20 protein-coding genes and 3 tRNA genes are annotated in these 22,056 nt (G+C 43.9%); 14 read left to right on the top strand and 9 right to left on the bottom strand.

Annotation, left to right across the window (positions count from 1 at the left end; genetic code table 11):
- Positions 1-4: 4 nt before the first annotated feature.
- Entirely contained in the window at positions 5-880 is an 876-nt protein-coding gene (locus H8S84_RS07115; protein WP_187066533.1) for a helix-turn-helix domain-containing protein, read from the bottom strand.
- A gap of 147 nt (positions 881-1,027) precedes the next feature.
- Between H8S84_RS07115 and H8S84_RS07110 the strand changes: the two genes are divergently transcribed.
- The 6 genes from H8S84_RS07110 (at position 1,028) to H8S84_RS07090 (ending at position 7,782) form a co-directional block, all read left to right on the top strand.
- On the top strand, positions 1,028-1,423 hold the full coding sequence (locus H8S84_RS07110) for a DUF983 domain-containing protein (RefSeq protein ID WP_187066532.1): 396 nt from the start codon (positions 1,028-1,030) through the stop codon (positions 1,421-1,423).
- Between the two features lie 764 nt (positions 1,424-2,187).
- Positions 2,188-5,655 (top strand): NHL domain-containing protein, encoded by a 3,468-nt coding sequence (locus H8S84_RS07105; protein ID WP_187066531.1) that lies wholly within the window; start codon positions 2,188-2,190, stop codon positions 5,653-5,655.
- Positions 5,656-5,728: 73 nt separating this feature from the next.
- Positions 5,729-5,974: a PID-CTERM protein-sorting domain-containing protein gene (locus tag H8S84_RS07100; RefSeq protein ID WP_187066530.1), complete on the top strand. Its 246-nt coding sequence runs from the start codon at positions 5,729-5,731 to the stop codon at positions 5,972-5,974.
- Positions 5,975-6,050: 76 nt separating this feature from the next.
- Positions 6,051-6,593 carry an exosortase X gene (gene xrtX / locus H8S84_RS07095; protein WP_187066529.1) on the top strand — a complete coding sequence of 181 codons (543 nt, stop codon included), beginning with the start codon at positions 6,051-6,053 and terminating at the stop codon, positions 6,591-6,593.
- Positions 6,583-6,987 carry an XrtX-associated membrane protein gene (locus H8S84_RS20365; RefSeq protein ID WP_394367991.1) on the top strand — a complete coding sequence of 135 codons (405 nt, stop codon included), beginning with the start codon at positions 6,583-6,585 and terminating at the stop codon, positions 6,985-6,987. Before xrtX ends, H8S84_RS20365 begins: the two co-directional genes overlap by 11 nt.
- Before the next feature lie 336 nt (positions 6,988-7,323).
- On the top strand, positions 7,324-7,782 hold the full coding sequence (locus tag H8S84_RS07090) for a hypothetical protein (RefSeq protein WP_187066528.1): 459 nt from the start codon (positions 7,324-7,326) through the stop codon (positions 7,780-7,782).
- Positions 7,783-7,931: 149 nt separating this feature from the next.
- Here H8S84_RS07090 and H8S84_RS07085 read toward each other — a convergent pair.
- From H8S84_RS07085 to H8S84_RS07070, 4 genes are all read right to left on the bottom strand, one after another.
- Positions 7,932-8,015 (bottom strand) — tRNA-Leu (locus H8S84_RS07085).
- Positions 8,016-8,031: 16 nt separating this feature from the next.
- A complete protein-coding gene (gene hscB / locus H8S84_RS07080; RefSeq protein ID WP_187066527.1) occupies positions 8,032-8,565 on the bottom strand; it encodes a Fe-S protein assembly co-chaperone HscB in 534 nt (177 codons plus the stop codon).
- Positions 8,566-8,834: 269 nt separating this feature from the next.
- The gene (locus H8S84_RS07075; RefSeq protein ID WP_187066526.1) at positions 8,835-9,125 is read right to left on the bottom strand and encodes a putative quinol monooxygenase; all 291 of its coding nucleotides are present in this window, start codon (positions 9,123-9,125) and stop codon (positions 8,835-8,837) included.
- A 447-nt stretch (positions 9,126-9,572) separates the two neighbouring features.
- Entirely contained in the window at positions 9,573-10,349 is a 777-nt protein-coding gene (locus H8S84_RS07070; protein ID WP_187066525.1) for an SAM hydrolase/SAM-dependent halogenase family protein, read from the bottom strand.
- A gap of 96 nt (positions 10,350-10,445) precedes the next feature.
- Between H8S84_RS07070 and H8S84_RS07065 the strand changes: the two genes are divergently transcribed.
- The 4 genes from H8S84_RS07065 to thiL all read left to right on the top strand — a co-directional run bounded on the left by H8S84_RS07065 (position 10,446) and on the right by thiL (position 15,531).
- Complete coding sequence (locus H8S84_RS07065) at positions 10,446-11,483, top strand: PhoH family protein (RefSeq protein ID WP_187066524.1); 1,038 nt, start codon at positions 10,446-10,448, stop codon at positions 11,481-11,483.
- 120 nt (positions 11,484-11,603) lie between these two features.
- On the top strand, positions 11,604-12,032 hold the full coding sequence (locus tag H8S84_RS07060) for a GNAT family N-acetyltransferase (protein ID WP_187066523.1): 429 nt from the start codon (positions 11,604-11,606) through the stop codon (positions 12,030-12,032).
- The gene (locus H8S84_RS07055) at positions 12,032-14,143 is read left to right on the top strand and encodes a ComEC/Rec2 family competence protein (RefSeq protein ID WP_187066522.1); all 2,112 of its coding nucleotides are present in this window, start codon (positions 12,032-12,034) and stop codon (positions 14,141-14,143) included. Before H8S84_RS07060 ends, H8S84_RS07055 begins: the two co-directional genes overlap by 1 nt.
- Before the next feature lie 362 nt (positions 14,144-14,505).
- Complete coding sequence (gene thiL, locus H8S84_RS07050; protein ID WP_187066521.1) at positions 14,506-15,531, top strand: thiamine-phosphate kinase; 1,026 nt, start codon at positions 14,506-14,508, stop codon at positions 15,529-15,531.
- Between the two features lie 152 nt (positions 15,532-15,683).
- Here the strand turns inward: thiL and H8S84_RS07045 are convergent, their stop codons facing one another.
- The gene (locus H8S84_RS07045; protein ID WP_187066520.1) at positions 15,684-16,052 is read right to left on the bottom strand and encodes a hypothetical protein; all 369 of its coding nucleotides are present in this window, start codon (positions 16,050-16,052) and stop codon (positions 15,684-15,686) included.
- Between the two features lie 6 nt (positions 16,053-16,058).
- Positions 16,059-17,411 carry a 23S rRNA (uracil(1939)-C(5))-methyltransferase RlmD gene (gene rlmD, locus H8S84_RS07040; protein ID WP_187066716.1) on the bottom strand — a complete coding sequence of 451 codons (1,353 nt, stop codon included), beginning with the start codon at positions 17,409-17,411 and terminating at the stop codon, positions 16,059-16,061.
- Positions 17,412-17,695: 284 nt separating this feature from the next.
- Between rlmD and H8S84_RS07035 the strand changes: the two genes are divergently transcribed.
- Complete coding sequence (locus H8S84_RS07035; protein WP_187066519.1) at positions 17,696-18,505, top strand: SDR family oxidoreductase; 810 nt, start codon at positions 17,696-17,698, stop codon at positions 18,503-18,505.
- Positions 18,506-18,547: 42 nt separating this feature from the next.
- On the opposite strand, the gene H8S84_RS07030 is transcribed toward H8S84_RS07035, so the two are convergent.
- Together H8S84_RS07030 and H8S84_RS07025 are read right to left on the bottom strand one after the other, a co-directional pair.
- Positions 18,548-19,825 (bottom strand): hypothetical protein, encoded by a 1,278-nt coding sequence (locus H8S84_RS07030; RefSeq protein WP_187066518.1) that lies wholly within the window; start codon positions 19,823-19,825, stop codon positions 18,548-18,550.
- A gap of 209 nt (positions 19,826-20,034) precedes the next feature.
- Positions 20,035-20,772 (bottom strand): SH3 domain-containing protein, encoded by a 738-nt coding sequence (locus H8S84_RS07025; protein ID WP_187066517.1) that lies wholly within the window; start codon positions 20,770-20,772, stop codon positions 20,035-20,037.
- Positions 20,773-20,841: 69 nt separating this feature from the next.
- Here H8S84_RS07025 and H8S84_RS07020 point away from each other — a divergent pair.
- The 3 genes from H8S84_RS07020 (at position 20,842) to H8S84_RS07010 (ending at position 22,014) form a co-directional block, all read left to right on the top strand.
- Positions 20,842-20,914: transfer RNA gene (locus H8S84_RS07020), tRNA-Lys, on the top strand.
- A gap of 141 nt (positions 20,915-21,055) precedes the next feature.
- Positions 21,056-21,128 (top strand) — tRNA-Lys (locus tag H8S84_RS07015).
- Positions 21,129-21,396: 268 nt separating this feature from the next.
- Positions 21,397-22,014 (top strand): DUF4403 family protein, encoded by a 618-nt coding sequence (locus H8S84_RS07010; protein ID WP_187066516.1) that lies wholly within the window; start codon positions 21,397-21,399, stop codon positions 22,012-22,014.
- Positions 22,015-22,056: the final 42 nt, after the last annotated feature.

The following is a 22,056-nucleotide window of genomic DNA, read 5'->3' as shown; positions in this document are numbered from 1 at the left end:
GTGCTTATTTCTCGGCTCTGAATTGTTCCGGTGTAAAGCCTGTGTGCTTTTTAAAAAACCGAAAGAAGTAAGCGTTATCTGTAAATCCCAACTCTGCTGCTACTTGCGAGCTGGTTAAATCAGAGTGTACTAACAGCCTTTTAGTCTCAAGTACTTTTCGGAAGTGTATCAGTTCGATCGTTGTTTTTCCCAAAGACCATTTACAGATTTCGTTCAGATGTCTTGTCGTTACATGTAAGCAGTCAGCATAAAAGCGAACTGGCATGTGCTCTTTGTAGTGCTGGTCTATCAGCCTTTCCAGTTTTTGCAAAACAGAGTGGTCTTTACCTGTAACTTCGGTGCTGTGTTCAATGTGCCTGAAGAGTCTTGTTAACTCAATAAGCAGTACATCCAGAAGCCTGCTAAGCATAACCTCTTTCATAAAGCCTGAAGCTTTGTGCTCTAAAGCAATTTTTTGCAGAACAGGCATAAGCAGCGCATCATCTTCCGGAGAGATGTTTAGGACGGGCCTGTGCAGCATCGTGTTAAAAAAAGGGAAACTATACAGCTTCCGGTCAGGGTATGCTTTGGCGTAGAACTCCTGCGTAAAAAAAATGATATAGCCGTCAGCATCATCTGAAAGTTGCCAGCTATGCACCTGCCCCGGTATCATGAAAAATATAGTGCCAGGTTTCACCTCGTATTCCTTAAAGTCAATGGTGTGAGTGCCAATACCATGTGTTACAATTAAGATAATGTAGAAGTCGTGCTTGTGAGGCTCTCGAATGAACAGATGTTCTTGCAGGTGCAAGGAGAAAGAACTGTAGTAGAAGTAGTGCTCCTTTTGGTCCTGTGCATTGTAGTCCTGAATCTGATATATAGGTAAAGGCTTCTTCCGCATAATAGTCTGCTAAATGGGTGCCAAGTTGATGTTAAATTAGTAAAAGCACCTGCTAAAAGTGACCAAAAGTACAGTAAATAGTAACTTTTGTCACGTAAGTATAGGTGAGGTATATCTTATTTTTGCAGTCAATTTAAGTTTGATAGAATGAGCCAAAGAAAATCATTATTATATGGTATCGTAGCAGCTAAATGCCCGAGGTGCAGAGAAGGGGAAATGTTTCCGAAAGGTACACTATATACTGCAAAGTTTGCGGACATGCACCCAAATTGCCCTTGCTGCGGACAGACATATGAACCAGAGCCAGGTTTCTATTATGGAGCCATGTATGTTAGCTTTGCTTTAAACGTGGGTATATTTTTAGTGTCGCTATTTATACTTTACCAGTTTGTAGAGGAGATTACTATGGCTATGATGATTGGGATCGTAGCTGTTGTAGTAATTGGTTTACTGCCCATTATTTTTCGCTTGTCCAGAGTGCTATGGATCAACATTTTTATCAGGTATGAAGGACCTTGTAGCCAGATACCGAAGAAAATGTAAGTATGGCTTTGCCCAGTAGCTGTCCATTTAACATACATGTAAATCATCAACGGTTTTTCCTACCTCATTCTTTATGATTTGCTACAATGCCTTTCTGTATGAAGTTCATCTTCTTTAAGAGCTCTGGCTTTTCCATTTATTTAGAGACAATTTCTGCATTGGCATATTCATATTCTAAAACCTTGTGAAAGACTGATGATTTTTAATAATTTGAGATAGCATCGGAATCTGTACTTAAAGTGTGTTTTGTAGTATTTCTTATCGATCATCAGATATAAGTGAAGCAGCAGAACTTAATAAAAGAGTTAAGTTTATACTCATTATCACTACCACCATCACAATTTATATAAAGGTCAATTTTGTAGAAATTATTATTTAGTTAATGTCATTGATAATTAGCTGTTTGCTCATACATTTGCAGCCTTGATAGTTAAAATATGGTATAATTTCTACAAAATCAACCCTTTATGATTATCCCCAATTTTGCCTCTATAAGAGGAAGGCAGAGCTATGGTTTTATAAAACTTGGCAAAACTCTTAAGAGAATAATCATTTGCCTTTTTCTTTTTTGTGGGCATTTTGTCTCAGCGCAGAACATTACTACCATTGCTAATAATGTTGTAGGCCCACAAGGAATTGTAATTGACAAAAATGGAAATATATATTTCTCAGGAGGTGATCACCGTATTAAAAAAGTTAATAATGACGGAACAGTCACAACAATAGCTGGAACAGGTATCCAAGGAAGCGGTGGACAGAACAACTTGGCTATTCAAGCAAATTTTAATAATCCACGCGGTGTTGCCTTAGACAGTGAAGGAAATATTTATATAGCTGATAGAGATAACCATCTAGTTAGGAGAGTCTATAGTGAATCAACTATTAGTAACTGGGCTGGTAATGGTACGATAGGCTCTGCTGGCGAAGGTGATGGTGGGCCAGCTACTGAAGCTCGCTTGAATACGCCATATGCTGTTGCTGTAGATGTAAATAACAACCTGTATATAGTCGAACAGGAAAGTAACAGAGGTCGTGTCAGGAAAGTAGATTCTGCTTTGGGGCGCATTTCTACTGTTGCAGGTGGAGGCTCGGATGTGTACTATATGGATGGGCCAGCTGTAGGTGCTGTATTAAAATCACCAGCAGGTATAGCTGTAGATATAGCAGGTAATTTGTATGTCGCAAATGGTAGTCGAATTCATAAAGTAAGTCAGGATGATGGTTCAATAACTACCATAGCAGGCAGCGAAGAACAAGGTTATAGTGGAGATGGTAGCTTGGCTACTAACGCAGTCCTGCATACAGCAGTTGGTGTTGCCGTAGACAATAATGGGAACGTATACTTTTCAGACATATATTATGGTGTAGTCCGCAAGATAGATAAGAATGGTATTATTAGTACAATTGCTGGTGGTGGAGCTTTGGGTAATATTGGTGATGGTGGACCAGCTACAGGTGCTTATCTAGATTCACCAACAGGTCTAGCTGTAGATTCGGAAGGCAATCTTTTTATAGCGGAAAGCGGAGGTGATCGAATCCGTAAAGTAAGTATTGACCCACTCTCTTCTAATGCAAATCTTTCGAGTCTAAGTCTATCTACATCTTATTTACCAGTTTTTGATCCAAACACTACTGCTTATTCAGCAAGTGTAATAAATGCAGTCACAGCAGTAATGGTTACTCCTACTGTAGCAGATGCTATGGCAACGGTAACTGTAAACGGTACAGCTACGGAGAGTGGTAAATGGGTGCAAGTACCTTTAGTTGTAGGTAAAAATACTATTCCTGTAGTTGTTACTGCTCAAGATGGTACCACCAAAACCTATACTATGGAGGTTACCAGAGCCTATGCTCCATTAGCTTTGACAACCTCTCAGACGAATGTTCTATGCTATGATGGTACAACAGGATCGGCTACTGTTTCTGTTACTGGTGGTGTAACTCCTTACACGTATAGCTGGTCTCCTGTAGGTGGTACAGCAGCTACAGCATCCAATCTTAAAGCTGGAACTTATACTGTAACCGTAACCGATGCACAAAGCCAGACAGTTTCCTCTACAGTAAGCATAACACAGCCAAGTACTCTTTCGGCTTCTATTTCAAAAACAGATGTAACTATGGCTGGTGGAGCAGATGGTACAGCTACAGTTGTAGCAGAAGGTGGTACTTCTCCTTATACATATGCCTGGTCCCCAAGCGGTGGCACTGACTCTAAAGCTACCGGTTTAACTGCTGGAACATATACAGTAATTGTAAAAGACGCGAATAACTGCTCTATTACAAAAAGCATAACTATAGTTGATCCTGCAGCAAACCCTGCAGAAACAGTGTGGTTAGGAGCCAAATCTGGCAATTGGCATGATGCTGACAACTGGAGTAACGGAGTACCTACCTCGGCAAAGGATATTGTGATTAAAGCCGGTACTTATATGCCTGATATTCCCAATAATGAACCTAATCCAGGCTATTCGGCTAGAAACTTAACTATAGAGGCTGGTGCTACTTTCAACTTGAAAACAATTCTGGACCTATATGGTAATTTTACTAATAACGGTTCATTCGTTAGCTATAGCAACATGTCTGGAGATATATACCAGACAGTTTCCAGGGTACATGTGCACAAACCAGCGACTTTTGGAGGTTCTAGCCCTATACCTTTCTATGAGCTATGGCTGGAGAATGGAGCTACAGTAAATATGGCCACTGATGTGTCGGTACTGTACACGCTTTCCCTAAAAAGCGACCTAAACACTAACGGTAAAAAGCTGACAATGCTATCACAAAAGTGGTATGCAGTGAACGTAGAAAATATAGGCGGAGTAGTTAATGGTACTGTAACTGTTCAGCGCCACATCGATAACTCATTTAATACAGGATCCGGCTACCGCCATTTTTCTTCACCTGTAGCCAACTCTACCGTAGCTGATCTGGCAACAACAGGCTATTCGCCTGTAACAAATGCTGCTTATAACACTGCAGAAGATCCTTATGCAGTAAAGCCTTTTCCAACGGTGCTAGGGTATGATCAGTCTCGTTTGTCTAATGCAACCGATTTGAAAAAGAATTTCAACTATGGTTGGTATTCACCTGCATCTTCTGCAGCAAGCTTGGTGCCGGGTGTGGGATATTCATTAAATATATCAGCATCAGCTAAAGTAGACTTTGTCGGCACGCTTAACAATGGCGACATAACTGTATCAAATCTAGGCAAAGCAGCTACAGGAGCTGCTGGCTGGCATCTTTTAGGCAATCCTTATCCATCCACCCTTGCCTGGGTTGCACTGAACAAACCTGAAGGAATGGATGATGCTATTTATGTATTCCGCTCTACAGGCCAGTACGCAGGAAATTATATTTCTTATGTAAACGGTGTGGGTAATGATGAGGCAAACTATATTGCTGCCATGCAAGGGTTCTTTGTGCGCGTAAACTCCGGGCCAGTAGATTTGACTTTTACTAATAGTGCACGCTCAACTTATAGTGGGGCTAAAGTTTATCGTACCGCAGCCGATACACGCCCTAAACTGCAGTTGAAGTTAGTTGATAAGGTAGGGTTGGGAGATGAGGCATTTGTCTACTTCCAGGAAGGCACCTCTACTGTAGCTAACGGAAAGTATGACGCTTATAAAGTACTAACCTACAACGAAGACCGACCAACTCTATTTGCCCGTGTCAATGCAGATGCACTTGCCATTAAAGGTCTGCCGGTTGATAATACTGTACAAACACTACCATTGGAAATATATGTGCCTGTGAGTGGTGAGTATATCTTCTCAGTAGCAAAATTGGTAAACTTTGCTACTGCCTCCAAAATATTGCTTGAAGATAGAGAAACTAATCAAACGTATGATTTGAAACAGACAAATCAGCTGAACGTTCATCTCTCTCCATCCACTGATCCGCACCGTTTTGTACTTCGTTTTTCAGCTTTAGCTGGAAGCCTGCTTAGTTCAGGTGATGAAACTACAACAGGTGTTCATGTGCTGGTATATCCTAATCCAGGCAATGAGAATATAAATATTGCAGTGAGTGGCTTGAAGTCAAATACCGGAACGGTTCAGGTAAAATTGCTTAACAGTTTAGGGCAGGAAGTGTTAAATCAAGCTTACAGCACACAGCAAGTACAGACAGGTGTGCAGCTTTTAACCACAGGTTTTGCCGCAGGTGTATATCATATGCAGTTGCAGATAGGTGATAAAGTCATAACCAAAAAGTTGGTACTACAACGATAAGAATAAGCTAAAGATACATGGCTTCGAACCGGTACGTTGATTTACTTAATTGAATTTAAAAATCTTATTTAACATGAATTACATATTCTCAGCCTGCATAAAGATTGTCTCGTTTGCGGCTATTTTCTTTTTGTTTTCGCTTTCTTCAGTAGTGGCACAGCCTGGTAGCGGAGGTCCCCAGCCAACCAACTCAGAAGAACCCCCTGCTGGTGTGCCTATAGATGGTGGAGCAAGTCTACTACTGGCAGCCGGAGGAGCTTATGGCCTTAAGAAAATTAATGACTACCGTAAAGGCAAAAAGCAGGAGCCGGAAGTATAAGCACCTGCTACAACTAATAAAGCAGTACTGGGAATGAACATTTCTAGTACTGCTTTTAATATTTAAATAGTGAAAAATGAATAGCAATAATAGAAGCCTCTATCGATTTTTGATAACAGCTGTTGGCGTTTACATCTGTTGGTATATTTTTTATGATCTATGGATGCTAGAAGATGGTAGATTAGATAACTGGCTTACCGAACAGGTCGCTGTTGCCAGCGGTTATTCTCTAAAAATTTTTGGCTATGAAGGTGCTGTTAAAAACACAACTGTTTACATCGCTTCGCACCCGATGGTGTTTGTTGGCAATGGCTGTAATGGGCTTATTCTTATGGCTCTCTTTTTAGGGTTTGTCGTTGCCTTTCCTGGTCCTATTTTGCGCAAGTTGATGTACATACCTGTAGGCATTGTGGTGATTAATTTTCTGAATGTTATGAGAGTAGTTGCATTAGCGCTAACTGCCTTATATCAACCCGATCTGCTAGATTTTAACCACAAGTATACATTCACTTTTGTAGTGTATGCTTGCATCTTTGGTCTGTTGATGCTGTGGGTAAAAAGATTTTCGTCATTAGCTGATATCCAATTAGAAAGTAAACCGACTGCTGATGTGGCATAAACGTTTACGACTTTTCTTTCTTTTTCTTACTGTTGTGGCTTTGTTCATGATAGGAGAACCTATGTTTCCTTTATTCAGAGGGTTAAACGCTTTTTATTATATGATTATGGAGAGAGAGCTTTTGACCCATGATTACTTCTTTAGAATCATATACTGTTTTCTGTGCCTGCTCATTGTTCATCTATATACTGATAATTGGAAGAAGACAAAAGTTACCCTCTACTTATATGGAATTACATTTATAGTTTCGTTGGTTTTAGTGAAAACAGGAAAAAACATAAGTCAGTTGGATATTGCTTATAGAATGGGAGCTCAGTTAGTTGGAATAATGGTATCACCCTTTCCTGTAGTGCTTATCATTCCGGCTTTATATCTTACTGACAAAAAAGGTTAATTAAAGTATAAACATCCATTTTCCAAGGCGCGTCATCTTAATGTCGCGCCTTTTTTATTTAAATGTATTAGTTAATACTATCAACTTTTTTGGGCTTGATTATAGTAGTTTTATAGGGTGCGGAATGATGCAACTTGCATTATATTAAAAATATAATTCTCTCTTTTCTATAATCATGAAGTGGATCGGCAATAATAAACTACTTAAGTACAGCTCATCGAATTAATAAAGATAAATCTGGATGGACAGATGTTTGCTCCAACTCCTTCGTACTTATATAAATGGGTTGAGTTTTGTTTATGCCTGCCCACTTAGGATTATCTTAAAATGCTTGCTATGAAATATTTTGTTTATCCATTCCAAATCCGGAATCCTGCAATTCTGTTCATGGTTTTCTTGCCGCTCATCCTATTGATGACAGGCTGCGCTTCCTCCCGTTACCCGGGCAATGACGGCAGGATTCCTGTGCCATACCCCGACGAGCGGGAGCAAAGAAGAGAGGACAAGGACAGAGACCGTGACTGGGAAGACCGAGACAAAGACTGGGAGAAAAAGGACAGAAATTGGGAACGGGGTGACAGGGGCAGAGGAGGAGATGGCCGCGGTCTGCCGTTCCGTGAGCTGGGTATCCCGCCGGGGCACCAGCCGCCGCCGCAGTCCTGCGCCTCAGCCCTGCGCAGTGTGCCGTTGGGCGCGTGGGTAATCACGCACGAGGGCAGCCGCTACAGGGTCAGCATCTTCGACCGCGTTAAACGCGGAGTGGTTGACGAGGTGCGCTACTACATGAAGCAATAAAATAACTTTCTAGTAACGCTTGTCCTGCGAATCCTTCTGTATCTGCAAATATACCTCTGCTGATTTGCAGATACAGAAGGACTTGCCACCATTTCTGCCACCTATAAACAACAAAAGCCACTGGTTACCAGTGGCTTTTGTTGTTTCTGTACCTTGGGCCGGAGTCGAACCGGCACGAGTGTTACCTCATTGGTGTTTGAGACCAACGCGTCTACCAATTCCGCCACCAAGGCAAATGATGTTCCTCGACTAGGAACGTGCTGCAAACTTAGATAAAGTTTCCTGAATACGCAACAGGTATTTTTTCTTCAGATAGTATGTTTTTATCTCCTGCAGCGCCTCTTCTTTGGTAACTCCGTGTAACTCAGGATATCGCTGTAGCACTGGTAAAATGTCGTTATCCATAGTAGCCATCAGGCCACTGCTTTTTTCTCCAATTTCGTGCAGTTTGGCAGCATCAAAGTCGAACTCCAGTTCCATCAATTCCTCGTTCAGCTCCATCATCTCCATCAAAAAATCAGAAGGCAGTTCGTTCTTTCCTTCCTCCAGCACACCATGCTCTTTTAAAATATACTGTATGCGCAGGTCTGGGTCGGAGAGGGTTCGGTAGGCGTTGGTATTCTGAGTAGAAAGCTGTAGAATTTCGTCCTGCTTCTGCTGCGGTTCGTTGGCGTAGAAATCGGGGTGATACTCACGGCTAAGCTGGTAGTATTTTGCCTTTAGTGCCTTTTCGTCAAGTATAAAACTCTCTGGTATATTATAAAACTCGAAGTAGTTTATCATGTTTGTGCTTTCAATAGTTCGTTAGTAAACTGCCCTGAAGGCTAGTTTATACTTTGTAAAGGTACAGTAAAAGCGGCAGGATTGTTTAAACTTGTCCTTAAGACCTCGCAGCGTCTGAAGGTCCTGCGAATGTCTGGCTGTGAAGGCGGTTAAATTTTGAATGAGCGATTGAGTGGATGAGTGAATAATTTAACTCCAAAACTCTTTACCTCTTTAACATTACCAGACGCTCGCTGGAGCTGCGCATGCTGCTAGGTCTATAGGTTGTTCTATACTTTTACCTGCACATTCGACCACGCCTGTGGTTTATCGGCAAAGAGAGCTTTGGTGGCTTTCCATACTTGCCCGAAAAGTTCTGAGTCGCGGTAATTGTTCAGGTGCTCTTCAGAATCCCAAAGGCTGTAGGTGCTGTAGATGTTTGGGTGGTTCAGGTCCTGCAGCAGCTCCACGTGATTGCAGCCTTCAAATGCCCTGATCTTGTCTTTAGAATTGCGGAATATCTCCAGGAAATCAGCTGTTTTATCTTCCTGAAACGTCATCCGGACAATGCGAATTAGCATGAGTTAAATTTATTTGCGGTATTTATAATCGACAGCTTAATGCGGTGCTCTTTTAAGTTTTCTGTAATGAACCAACGCAGCTATAAGATATGCCAACGCACTGGCTCCAAAAACATACTGCAGATACTGCCGGCCCTCCTGGTAAAAAACTATGGCAACTATAAACAGGGCAAGAGCCTCTATCATAAAGCAGGATTGTCTTACATGGTAGTGTGATAACCGAAGTTTTTTCTCAAAGGTAACAAGTGTAAGTATAACAAGACCTAAAAAAATGAGGATACTGCCAGACAGGAGATGGTCATGCGTTATTTTGTTGAAGCCTTTCAGGACTAATACAAATACCGTTAGCAGATGCAGAAACAATGCAAGTCTAGCGCCAGGTTCTTTCATGTATGCAGGGAGTAAAGATTTTTTTATACCAGATGCGCACTTTCAAAGTTAAAATTACTACGCACCAGGGTAAAAGCGAACGTCCACCTGTGAGTCAAAACCCAGGCCCAGCAACTCAGCGGCGTGGCCTTTGTTAATACCGATGCACAATTGATCCTGGCTGTTGTAGGTGCAGCAGCAGTCGCCGTCGTCTACCTGGTTATAGTTAGGATGAATACGGCCAATGGTTTCGCGGCCAAAGTGTATCGTATAGGTTCTGCCATGGGCAATGGTGTCCACGCACTCGCGGGTAATGTTGGTAATCAGGTTGCCGTAACGGTCAACGTGGATGACGTGGCCAGTAATGGAGTGGTCGTTTAGGCGCAGCTGGCGGTTTAATAGTTGTCTGAAATTAGTAGTCTGTTCGCCCAATACCTCTATGTCTCCGCCCTTGGCAAGGTACACCGCTACCGGGGCAAGCAGGTCTTTAGCCGGGAAAGGCATGTGCGGCATCTCTGCATTCAACTCTATTACCATGTCGGGCCTTCCGTCGGTTAAAAGGGAAAGTAAACCGTTGTCTGCCATTAAAAAATAATGACCTTTATACTTTGCCGCATGATATTTGCCATATTTACTACCGTGGGTGTTAACGGCCACCAGGTGTACCGAGCCTTCCGGGAAATCGCGGAAGACAGCGCCCAAAACATACTCGGCCTGTGCAATGTTGTAAGGTTCGATACCATGCGAGATGTCCACGATGGTGGCATCAGGATTCTGGGTAAGTATTTTAGCTTTTACAGCGGCCACATAATGGTCGGTGTACCCAAAGTCAGACAGAAACGTAATTACAGCCATACTACGAACTATAATTTAGGTAGATTTGTATTAATATATATGTAATTTAGTTAAATTATAGTAATATAACTAACAATCTATATTTGAGGTAAACATTTGGTAGAGAAAGTAATAACCCTAGAGAATATTTCTCTGATTGATTTTCTGGGGACAGAGAATCAAAACATCAAGCAACTGGCCGCCGCTTTTCCGAGCAGCAAGATTATTTCCAGGGGCAACGAGATTAAGATTCAGGGCCAAACGCCCGAGATCACCAAAATTCACGAGATACTCGCATCTTTAATAGACCATTATCATAAGTTCGGAAAGATTACGCATAACAGCGTAAATAGATACCTTTCTGCGGATGCTTTTACTGACGAAGAAGTAATTGTTACCTCTCCGGATGTAATTGTATACGGCAGCAAGGGTGGCATTATCAAGGCCAAAACCCCGAACCAGCAAAAGCTAGTGGATGCTGTTGAGAAGTATGACCTCACGTTTGCGTTGGGTCCTGCCGGTACGGGTAAAACGTATATTTCGGTGGCGATGGCGGTGCGTGCCCTCAAGAACAAAGAGGTGAAGAAGATCATCATTTCCAGACCAGTGGTAGAGGCCGGCGAAAGCCTTGGTTTCCTGCCCGGCGATATGAAGGAAAAGGTGGATCCTTATCTGCGCCCTATCTACGATGCCCTGGAGGATATGATTCCGATCGAAAAGCTGAAGTATTACCAGGAGAATAAGATCATTGAGATAGCGCCGCTGGCTTACATGCGAGGCCGTACGCTTAACAATGCTTTTGTACTGCTTGACGAGGCTCAGAACACCACGCCAGCCCAGATGAAGATGTTCCTGACGCGTATGGGGCCGAATGCCAAAGTGATGGTAAACGGAGACCGTTCGCAGATAGACCTTCCGCGTGGGCAGCGCTCCGGCTTGTTTGAGGCCATGAACATTCTGCGCGATGTGAAAGGCATCGGCTTTGTGGAAATGAAAGCTGAGGACGTGGTGCGTCACCGCTTGGTAAAAGACATCGTGAATGCCTACTCTGTAATGGAGGAAGAGCGTCGTGCCGCTAAGGAGGCTGCAGAAGCTAACGTAAACGGTGAGCCTGTAAAGGTAAACGGCCACAGCAGAAAGCAGAAGGCTGAGTAAATCCTGTGTAGAGATGCACTTTTGTGTTTCTGCAATTTGTAACTTTGTAACTGAAGAGACGCAATATTTTTGCGTCTCTTATTTTTTAAAATACGTTTAACATACTTTGCATTTTACCCCATGATCACGCTGAAGCGCATAGATAACGAGCAGGACCTGAAACAAGCACACCAGATACGAATGCAGGTTTTTGTGGAGGAACAGAATGTGCCGCGCGAGGCTGAGTGCGACCAATACGAGGCTACTTCCGCGCATTATGTGGCAAGCTACGACGGAGTGCCATGTGGAGCGGCCAGATGGCGCGAAACAGCAGAGGGGATAAAACTAGAGCGTTTTGCCGTGCTGCAGCCTTACCGAAACAAAAAAGTAGGAGCTCATGTGCTGCGAGAGGTCCTGAAGGATGTACAGGAAGCATACCCCGATAAAAAGATTTACCTGAACGCTCAGTTGCCTGCCGTGAAATTTTACAAACAGCATGGCTTTGTAACGGAAGGGGAGATGTTTAGTGAGTGCGCTATTGATCATTACAAAATGGTTTACAAAGGCTGATGCTGCGGTGGGCGCCATATCCTTTTGTGCGCATCACGCTTAGCTTTATTGCGGGCATACTGCTTTATATTGTTTCGGGCAGGGAGTTCAGATATACTTTTGAACTGCTTGCCTTTTTCTTTGTAGCCTTTGTAGTGGCGGCCATACTATCTAAAAAGTATAAATCTGCGCTTGCCACCAACATTGCCGGCATTATAGGACTGCTTAGCTTCTTCGCTGCTGGCCTGTTTACTGCTCACTACCGCACGGACAGCCATCATCCACAGCATCTTGTTCATCTAAAAACTATGCCTACACACTATGTAGGGGTGGTGGAGGACTATGTGCTGCAAAAGCCTGGCTATCAAAGCACAGTGTTACAGGTAGAGCAGGTAAAAATTAATGGGCAATGGCAGCAGGCAAAAGGTAAAGTGCAGCTGCTGTCGGTGCCCCACGATTCTGAGCAGCAGTATGAGCTGGCTTACGGAGACAGGCTTTTGGTGAAAGGCGCGCCACAGGCAGTTGCTCCGCCTCTCAATCCTGCTCAATTCGATTACCGGAAGTACCTGGCTAACAAAAACATTTACCACCAGCATTACCTGCAAACTTACCAGTATCAAAAACTAGGCAGTGAGCCAAAATCAGACGTTTTATACTTTAGCATACAACTCCGCCGGCAGCTAGACAATTTACTGCAGGCGCGGCTGGATGAGCAGCGGGAGTATGGGATTTCGTCGGCGCTTATACTTGGCGTGAAAGATGAGCTAGACAACAGCATCCGAAACGCCTACTCACAGACAGGAACTATGCATGTGTTGGCAGTATCAGGCTTGCATGTGGGGCTTATCTTTTCGGTGCTGATGCTGGTGCTAGCGAAGCTCAACCGAAACGTGCAGCAGCGTGTTTTGGGTGCCATACTTACCTTAAGTATACTTTGGCTGTATGCTTTCATTACCGGACTTTCTCCCTCAGTTCTTAGGGCTGTGTTGATGTTTAGCCTAGTAACGATTGGTATGGCGCTAGGCCGGAATACGAATATCTATAACACCGTTTCCATTGCTGCGCTGGTGCTGCTCTTTATCAACCCTTACAATCTGCTGGAGGTTGGCTTTCAGTTGTCGTTTGTTGCAGTTTTAGGTATTGTGTACTTACAACCCCGGTTTTATAAGCTGCTTGAGATTAATAACTGGCTGCTGGACAAAGTATGGGCTTTGTTTACAGTAGCCATGGCTGCACAGTTGGCTACCTTTCCATTGGGGCTTTTTTACTTTCATCAGTTCCCGGTATACTTCTGGCTGGCTAACCTGGTGGTAGTGCCTTTGGCAACCTTTGTGCTGTGGTCAGGTGTATCGGCACTGGCACTAAGTTGGGTACCTGGCCTAAGCTGGTTACTGTTCAAAATTCATTTCGGCTTTATTTGGTGCATGAATGAGTTTAATCTGTGGGTGCAGCAACTGCCACAGGCCATTATCAACGGCATCGATATTACCCTCTTTCAGACTGTACTTTTATACTTGCTTCTGCTGGCTTTCATACTTTTTATGGCGCTTAAGAAGCTCCGCTACTTAAGTTTAGCGACAAGTATTGTAGCCATACTTTCGGTGCAGGAGATCTGGGAGACAGTGCAGCAGCGCGAGCAGAACATGCAAGCAGTATATAGTTTGCGCGGCAGTACGGGTGTGGCTGTTATTGCAGGTCAGCAAGCTGTGTTGATAGCCGATTCTGCACTCATGCAAAACCAAAGCAATTATACATTCAATGTGCAGTCGCACTTCTGGCAGCATGGGGTACAAGAGCCTCAGTTTGTTTCTTTAGAGGAAAGTATAGATGTTGAGGTTTCTTCGCAGGTTTTGCCGGACGGAAATCATTTACTAATAGCAAAGGGCAAGCGCTGGCTTATACTTTCAAAACCTATAAAAGTGCAGCCTTCAGGTAGTTTTGTTGTAGATTATGTGCTGCTGCGCCGCAATGCACAGATTAAGCCAGAAGAGTTGCAGGTTTATACTTTTGATAAAGTTATACTTGACGGCTCCAACAGCCCGTGGTACCGAGAACGGATGCGAAAGGAGTTTGAAACTGCTAGTATAGCATATCATGATGTGATGAAGGATGGTGCTTTTTTGGTGGAGTAGGCTAGAGTTTTTTCTGCAGTACCTAGTCCAACCACCCCTAGCCCCTCCTTATCTAAGGTGGGGAACTCTGGTGTTACTTCTGGTATAAGTATAAACTTTGTAGCTGCTGCTTAACCTCACTTCTATCAAGATCTCCCGAAACGAGTAGAGGATGTGCCATTTGCATGTTGATAAGGTGAATGGCTTATACTATTGTAATGACAGATGAAAAAGTAAGTAGAATTCCCCGCCTTAGACAAGGAGGGGCTAGGGGTGGTTGGACTAGGTGCTGAAGCAATAGGTGTGTAGAATAACTCCACCCAAACCACTTTAGCACAAACAAACCCTTTTCCTTAACTTTGTACCTCCAAAAAGAGAAAACGATGAGCGAATATACCCCATTAAGCGAAGTAGGTGAGTTTGGCCTGATCAGGCTGATCAACGAAAAGATCGAGCTCCGCAATAGTTCTACTATAAAAGGAATAGGCGATGATGCAGCTGTATTAGAGCCGGGAGAAAAGCAGATCGTGGTATCCAGCGATATGCTGCTGGAAGGTGTGCATTTCGACCTTACTTTCTGTCCGCTGAAGCACCTGGGCTATAAAGCAGTAGCTGTAAACGTGTCTGATATCGCAGCTATGAACGCTAAGCCTACGCAGATTACGGTGAACATTGCCTTAGGAGCGCGCTATACTGTAGAGGCCGTTGAGGAGCTATATGAAGGCATCCGCTTAGCTTGTGAGAACTATAAAGTTGATCTCGTTGGTGGTGATACCACTTCATCTCATGGCGGTCTAGTGCTTAGTGTAACAGCCATAGGTGAGGTGGCCAAAGGTGAATCAGTTTTGCGCAGCGGAGCTAAAGTAAACGACTTAATTTGTGTTACTGGCGATTTAGGCGCTGCTTACATGGGTCTTCAAATTCTGGAGCGTGAAAAGCAGGCATTTATGGCCAACCCTGATATGCAGCCAGAGCTGGAAGGTAAGCAGTACATTGTTGGCAGACAGCTGAGGCCCGAGGCGCGTATGGATGTGGTGTACGACCTGAAAGAGCGCGGCATTAAGCCAACAGCTATGATAGATATATCAGACGGGTTGGCATCGGAACTGTTTCATATCTGCAAACAATCAGGTGTGGGAGCAACAGTTTACAAAGACAACCTGCCAGCCGATGAGCAGATGCTGCAGACTGCCCTTGATTTCAACATCGACCCATTAACCTGCATCATGAACGGCGGCGAAGATTACGAACTGCTGTTTACGGTGCCGCTCTCAGATCACGAGAAACTGAAAAACCACCCGGACATCAGCATTATTGGTGTGATTACGGAGGAAAGCGAAGGCATAAACCTGGCAACAAAGCATGGCAACTCTTACCCATTAAAAGCACAGGGCTGGAGCCATTTTTAAGCTTTATTTATACTTTAAAACAGGAGAGGCAACTACTTACGCTGCCTCTCCTGTTTTGATATTTATAGGATTATCTTCTGCCAGTGTAATCATCCCCCTTTGAAGGGGATAGGGGGATGACAATCGTTTTCTGAACTAATCTCCCTGAGAAATCAATCCTCAGGGAAAGGAATAAATATGAAGCTCTGGAAATCGCCATCTACCACGAACAGGCAGCAGAACTCGTCAGGGTCTTTGTAAGCGGCCTTAAATTCATCCACTTTCTCAGGCATTACCAGCTGGCGCTGCACAAAATCCTCTAGGTAAGAGGCGTTTATGTGCCAGTCCAGCGCAACTTCTTCCTTTGCCAGGAAAATAGAGCCAACTGGTACCTGCGTTCTGCTGAATACGAAAATCGGGTAATCAGAAATTTTGCGCTTCCGCACCTGGTAAGATGCTTCTCTTAACGTTTCGGCTACTACCACAAAATCTTTGGAGATAGAGCCAAGGTATTTGCCATTTAATTCCGGATCGTTTTCCATTGTGGTTTATTTAGCTGTTAACAGTACTATATTTTCTACGTGATGCGTCTGCGGGAACATATCCACCGGCTGCACTCTGGTTACATCATACTTTGCTGAGAGCAACTCAAGATCGCGGGCCTGTGTGGCTGGGTTACAGCTTACATAGACAATACGATTCGGGTGTACCTGCAGGAGCTTCTCCACCACATCCTGGTGCATACCTGCTCTTGGAGGATCTGTAATCACTACATCCGGTCTGCCGTGACGCTCGATCAGCTCATCCGAAAGTATATCCTTCATATCACCGGCATAAAAAGTAGTGTTAGTGATGTTGTTGATCTGCGAATTGATTTTGGCATCTTCGATGGCGCTTGGCACATACTCGATACCAATTACCTCCCGGGCCTGCTTTGCTACAAAATTAGCAATAGTGCCAGCACCCGTATAAAGGTCATACACCAGCTCGTTGCCTGTTAAAGCAGCCAGTTCGCGGGTAAGCCTGTACAGTTCGTAAGCCTGATCTGCATTGGTTTGATAGAATGACTTAGGCCCTACTCTGAACTTGATGCCTTCCATCTCTTCGTGAATGTATGGCAGGCCTTTGTAGCACACTACCTCCAGGTCGTGGTAAGTTTCGTTGCCTTTCGGATTTACTACATACTGCAGCGAGGTAATCTCTGGGAACGTAGTAACCAGGTGCTCCATCAGCGCAACCATTTCCTCCGACCTGTCCTCGTATACCTGCACAATCACCATCAGTTCGCCAGTGTTAGCCGTGCGGATGATCAGGTTGCGCATGTAGCCTTCCTGCTTCACAATGTCGAAAAACGGCAGGTTGTGCTGCTTTGCATAGTTGCGCACCTCTAGGCGAATCGCATTGGATGGGTCTGGCTGTAGGTAACAATGCTTTATATCGAGTATCTTGTCGAAACGGCCCGGGATGTGGAAACCCAATGCATCGCGGTCAAACTCCTGTCCCGACTGAATCTGCTCATTTGTAAGCCAGCTCGTATTGGAGAAAGTAAATTCCAGTTTGTTGCGGTAATAGCGTGTTTTCTCAGAACCAAGTATAGGGTCAAACTCCGGTAGAGCAACTTTGCCGATGCGCTCCAGGTTATCCTTTACCTGCTTTTGTTTGTAGTGCAGCTGCGTGTCGTAGCTGATGTGCTGCCACTTGCAGCCACCGCACACCCCAAAGTGCTCGCAAAAGGGCTGCACACGTAGTTCAGAATACTCTCTGAAAGCCACAGGCACAGCCTCCATAAAACTTTTCTTTTTGCGGGTAACGCGCAGGTCTACCACGTCGCCGGGAGCCACACCGCCCACAAAAATAACCATGTTATCGTGGCGCGCGAGGCATTTGCCCTCCGCTACCATGTCCTCGATGCGAATGTTCTCGAGTATCGGTAATTTCTTTTTATGCTTATTTCTCACAATGCTGCAAAAGTACGAAAATATGAGCAGATAGCGCTCAGATTGTAGAAGATCGAAGCGGAAGTATAAGTTCCGCCATGCTCTGTCGTTTTGAGCAGCGCTAGAGACTGGGATAATTTGTTTATTTTTAAAGTATCTTGATTTCTCATTGCATTTGAAACGGCAATCAGTACAATTAGCAATTAACCTTATCTTTGTAATTGCAAACACTCGAGATACAAGTATAAATGAAAGATAAGGTAGTTTTAATTACAGGCGGAACATCAGGTATAGGCAAGGCGCTGGCATTCGCGTTTGGCAGGGAAGGGGCTAAGATCGCTTTCTCAGGGCGTAAGCAGGCTGGCCTGAACGAAACAGCTAGTGAGTTGGCAGCAGCTGGTATAGATAACCTGCCTATTCAGGCTGATGTAAGTATAGAAGCCGACTGTGAACGCATGGTACAGGAAACAGTGAATAAGTATGGCCGACTGGATATACTGATCAACAATGCCGGTATTTCGATGCGCGCCCTTTTTGAAGATCTGGATCTGGATGTATTGCGTCAGGTTATGGATATTAACTTCTGGGGTACCGTGTATAGCACCAAGTTTGCTTTGCCATACATTAAGCAGGCTAAGGGCTCGATCATCGGTATTTCATCTATTGCCGGCTACAGAGGTTTGCCGGCCCGCACCGGTTACTCAGCATCAAAGTTTGCTATGCACGGATTCTTGGAGACGCTGCGTACCGAGCTACTTTACTCTGGTGTGCATGTGTTGCTGGCTTGCCCTGGTTTTACAGCCTCAAATATCCGTAATACGGCACTGGCAGCCAATGGGCAACAGCAGGGCGAAACGCCACGAGAGGAAGAGAAGATGATGAGCGCTGAAGAGGTGGCTGACAGAATACTAATAGCTACCAAGAAACGCAAGCGCGACCTAGTAATGACCACACAAGGCAAAATGGCCGTTTGGGTTAACAAGCTTTTCCCGAGTTTGGCCGATAAGCTAGTATTCAATGTAATGGCGAAAGAAAAAGATTCTCCGCTGAAGAAATAGTTAAAACAAAAGGCCCGAAGTTTAAGCTTCGGGCCTTTTGTTTTAGTAGAAGTACATCATGCCGCCACCGCCGTCGAAGCGAGGGTTTACGATGTTGTTAAAGATCGAACCGAATCTGTAACGGATACCGAAGTTAAAGTAAAAGTCGTAGTTTGAGTTTAGCTGGCGTCTGCGCGTTAATAAATCTTCGCCCGTAACTGTTCCTTTAATAATATTCAGCTGGTCGTGCTGGATGGCATAGTAGCCGCCAACATTAAACGATAAGCCCTTTACCAGCCTGATGTCTGCAAAGCCAGAAAAAGAAACTCTCTTTTTTTCTAAGTCATGAAAGTAATGGCTGTAAGAAGTAGAGCCGCTAAGCTGTCCCCACTTTTGGTTCAAGCTTACATCCAGTGATAAGCTCTGCTGAAAGCGCAGCTCCTCCATTTCTGAGAAAATTGTTTCTTCTTTATAATTGAAATAGCGTGGACCTACTTTGTACATCAACCCTACATACTTGTTGTTAGACTCAGAATAGGGGAAGAAGTTATACTCTATGGCGGGAGTTACTGCCAAGCTTAACTGGTAATTGTTGTAGTCGGAGTTTTGCGCACTGATATAACCACCGGCAGATAAATGGTTGTTGATAGACCAGACAGTTGTATTGTTAAAGTTGTAGCTCCTGTTAGTATACTTGAACTCTTCGTCGCCTTCTCCAAAGCGGTTGTTGTTTTCGCTGGCATTTACAGAGAAGCTGGATTTCATTTTATCTGTTACTCTGCTGGCGCTGATACCACCGCTCAGGCTATTGTTAGAGTAGTTTTTATCGCCGCTAAAATAGCCTCGCATGTTCAGGTTAAACACCCAGAAGTTCCAGGGATCCTCGGTTGGGGCTGTAGCAATATTGGCGGCCTGTTGCTCTGTACCTTTAAAGGAGATAATAAGATCCTTGGCCTTGTCGGTTTTAAGCAAGTATGGCAGCAAGCCAAGCTTTATCTTTTCCACGGCTTCTTTTCGGTCTTCATCGTCGGTAGCTGTTGCCTGCCTGATGTAGTTTTTAGTGTCTACTATCCCCTCAAATTTGCCCTGTCCCTGAAACTGCAGTTTATACTCACGTCCGCCGCTGCCTGTGGCCTGCGATGTGATAAGCAAGTATACATTTGCTTCAAAACGATCATTTACATAGTCAACGAACGTTATCTCGCGCTTAAAATAATCGCTGTCGCAAAAGGTCTGGCAATCGATAAACACCCGCAGGTTGTCAAATTTACTAGCCGGTGTTTGAGCCTGAGCAAAGAAAGAAAGGAGCAGCATCAATAGCAGCAGGGAAGTTGTTTTCATCTGAATAATTAAAGGTTGAGGTAAGAGTATTCTGTAAATATACTAAGATGCATATATACTCAAATAGCAAGAGCAAATAATTTTATGTTGTGTTATCTGCCTGGCAAATAGAGGAGTTAATCTTGTTTAGACTTTTAAAAACAAGATGCTGTTTACAAGAAGTATAAATTAAGTGGCTAATAGAACTATTGCCACTGCCTTAAAGCGCGCTATGGCAGCTCCAGCAGGTTGCTTTTTCGGATATAGGCTTTGGAGCCTTTCCATCTTATTTCGTACCAGATGTCCTGCTCACCTGTAATAGGTACCTTATGCCCCTGCGAGGCAGTAGCCAGCCACGATGCACCGGCAGAGGGTGCCGACATAATGGCTACATTATTGTTTTTGATAATGCCAGCATCGCCCAGGTTAAGGAAGTTGATGTAGTAAAGTATAAACAGGAGGTATAAGACAAAGCCAATCTTGAAGTTTTTTGTAAAGCGGTGCCCTCTGCGCCAGCTAAAGAACATTATAGTAACTGTTACAACCGCAGCCAGCAACATGAGCTCCAGTATGCGCATGTAGTGTTTGTTGAACTGTGTTTTAAAGAACTGGAGGTCGTCATACTCATACCCTTGCAGACGGTGTGCCTGCGCCAGTTCTTCCATTTTCTTTAATGTAGAGCGGCTGGGTTCTTTGGTGTAGAACATGTGCAGGTAGTACATGGCCCCGGTGTAATCGCGCAGTCCTTCTTTGATGTAGGCCATTTTAAGGAGCATTTGCGGAGAGTATGCCTGCTGATTGTATAGTACTTCCTCGTACAGGCCCAGTGCGTCAGAGTAATGCTGTTTCAGAAACAAAGAATCTGCTTTAATTAGTGTGGCATTATCTTCTTGAGAATAAGCTGGTTTAGCAAAAAGCGTTAAAAAAAGTATAGTAAACGCTGATATTTTGAACCAAAGATTTTGCATTTAAACAGATGGTTGTTACTTTTGCATCGCAATTCAGGGAAACGTCCTTGAGAATGCAAGTTACTAAAAGATTCCGTAGCTCAGCTGGTAGAGCAATACACTTTTAATGTATGGGTCCTGGGTTCGAATCCCAGCGGGATCACAGATGGGAGCTTAAGCCTTTCTAATAAGAAAGGCTTTTTCTTTCTGCTCTTGTAAAGGAGAACAGCAAATCTGAAAATTTATTTTGCAGTTTAAAATAAAGCTTCTAATTTTGCCCTCCCAAACAACGGGAAATAGTAACGATTCCGTAGCTCAGCTGGTAGAGCAATACACTTTTAATGTATGGGTCCTGGGTTCGAATCCCAGCGGGATCACTAAAAAAGCCACTCCGAAACGAGTGGCTTTTTTTTATTGCTTTGCCTCAACTATTTGTCCGTAAGGTTTAACCCGATTTATACTTTGAGCACAGTCGGTAAAGTATAGTATGGCTTATAAAAACAGGTTGATGCTGGTGCTGCGCATCCAAATGTTGGTAATTTCGTCTTAACCTGCAGGGTTTTCTAAAAGCTTTTTCCTTAATTTCAAGCATTAGAATTGTCGCAGGCAGCAAATCAAACCTGTTTCTGCCACCACACTTAAACTATGGACAACGCAATCAGGATTCAACTGCCAGTCTCAGTAACTTACCACGCAATAGAAGAGGTATTGAAGAAACAGCTGATCGGAGAGTTTATTCCCAAACCGGAAGCGGGTACCGATGAAGCCCCGTACGCACAGCTACTGGATGTCGGGATTGTAAAAAGCAGTGCCATCGCAAACGAGGTGGTGTTGGCAATTAAGATAAAGATTCTCCGCACTATGCTGAAGCGTGACCAGGTGGAGCTGTTTGTACAGGCTACTCTAGACTACGATCAAGCCAATGAGCAGCTTTATGTGCAGCAATTTAACCTGCAATCAAGAACATCGAGTGGGTTATACAATACTGCGCTGGAGGTGCTGGCAAATAAAGTAGCCTACAACCAGATTTTAAAAAAGGCTAGAATAGATCTGAGGGAGATTATTTCCAAAGAGCTTGGGAAAGCCAACAGCACACTTGACGAAGGGCTTGTGTTAAAAGGTATAAAATTGAAAGGAACAGTAGAAACGGTGCGGATTCATGAAGTCAACCTTCTGCCAAATCGTTTGTTGCTTTTGCTGGAGGTGCAGGGGAATTTAGAAGCAGATATACACGACCTGCTTAGTTTGTTGCCAGCCCAATAGCTAAGCAGTATAAAGTATAAGCCCCGGCAACAAGCAGTTGCC

The organism is Pontibacter cellulosilyticus, from assembly GCF_014306105.1.
GTDB lineage: Bacteria > Bacteroidota > Bacteroidia > Cytophagales > Hymenobacteraceae > Pontibacter > Pontibacter cellulosilyticus.
Note: the sequence above shows the minus strand (reverse complement) of the source record. Positions and strands in the feature narration are given on the sequence as shown.

Excerpts from the sequence above, each read along its gene's own strand:
- H8S84_RS07115 (WP_187066533.1), bottom strand. The coding sequence starts at position 880 with ATGCGGAAGAAGCCTTTACCTATATATCAGATTCAGGACTACAATGCA.
- H8S84_RS07110 (WP_187066532.1), top strand. The coding sequence starts at position 1,028 with ATGAGCCAAAGAAAATCATTATTATATGGTATCGTAGCAGCTAAATGC.
- H8S84_RS07100 (WP_187066530.1), top strand. The coding sequence starts at position 5,729 with ATGAATTACATATTCTCAGCCTGCATAAAGATTGTCTCGTTTGCGGCT.
- xrtX (WP_187066529.1), top strand. The coding sequence starts at position 6,051 with ATGAATAGCAATAATAGAAGCCTCTATCGATTTTTGATAACAGCTGTT.
- H8S84_RS20365 (WP_394367991.1), top strand. The coding sequence starts at position 6,583 with ATGTGGCATAAACGTTTACGACTTTTCTTTCTTTTTCTTACTGTTGTG.
- H8S84_RS07090 (WP_187066528.1), top strand. The coding sequence starts at position 7,324 with ATGAAATATTTTGTTTATCCATTCCAAATCCGGAATCCTGCAATTCTG.
- hscB (WP_187066527.1), bottom strand. The coding sequence starts at position 8,565 with ATGATAAACTACTTCGAGTTTTATAATATACCAGAGAGTTTTATACTT.
- H8S84_RS07075 (WP_187066526.1), bottom strand. The coding sequence starts at position 9,125 with ATGCTAATTCGCATTGTCCGGATGACGTTTCAGGAAGATAAAACAGCT.
- H8S84_RS07070 (WP_187066525.1), bottom strand. The coding sequence starts at position 10,349 with ATGGCTGTAATTACGTTTCTGTCTGACTTTGGGTACACCGACCATTAT.
- H8S84_RS07060 (WP_187066523.1), top strand. The coding sequence starts at position 11,604 with ATGATCACGCTGAAGCGCATAGATAACGAGCAGGACCTGAAACAAGCA.
- H8S84_RS07055 (WP_187066522.1), top strand. The coding sequence starts at position 12,032 with ATGCTGCGGTGGGCGCCATATCCTTTTGTGCGCATCACGCTTAGCTTT.
- thiL (WP_187066521.1), top strand. The coding sequence starts at position 14,506 with ATGAGCGAATATACCCCATTAAGCGAAGTAGGTGAGTTTGGCCTGATC.
- H8S84_RS07045 (WP_187066520.1), bottom strand. The coding sequence starts at position 16,052 with ATGGAAAACGATCCGGAATTAAATGGCAAATACCTTGGCTCTATCTCC.
- rlmD (WP_187066716.1), bottom strand. The coding sequence starts at position 17,411 with ATGGTAGCGGAGGGCAAATGCCTCGCGCGCCACGATAACATGGTTATT.
- H8S84_RS07035 (WP_187066519.1), top strand. The coding sequence starts at position 17,696 with ATGAAAGATAAGGTAGTTTTAATTACAGGCGGAACATCAGGTATAGGC.
- H8S84_RS07030 (WP_187066518.1), bottom strand. The coding sequence starts at position 19,825 with ATGAAAACAACTTCCCTGCTGCTATTGATGCTGCTCCTTTCTTTCTTT.
- H8S84_RS07025 (WP_187066517.1), bottom strand. The coding sequence starts at position 20,772 with ATGCAAAATCTTTGGTTCAAAATATCAGCGTTTACTATACTTTTTTTA.
- H8S84_RS07010 (WP_187066516.1), top strand. The coding sequence starts at position 21,397 with ATGGACAACGCAATCAGGATTCAACTGCCAGTCTCAGTAACTTACCAC.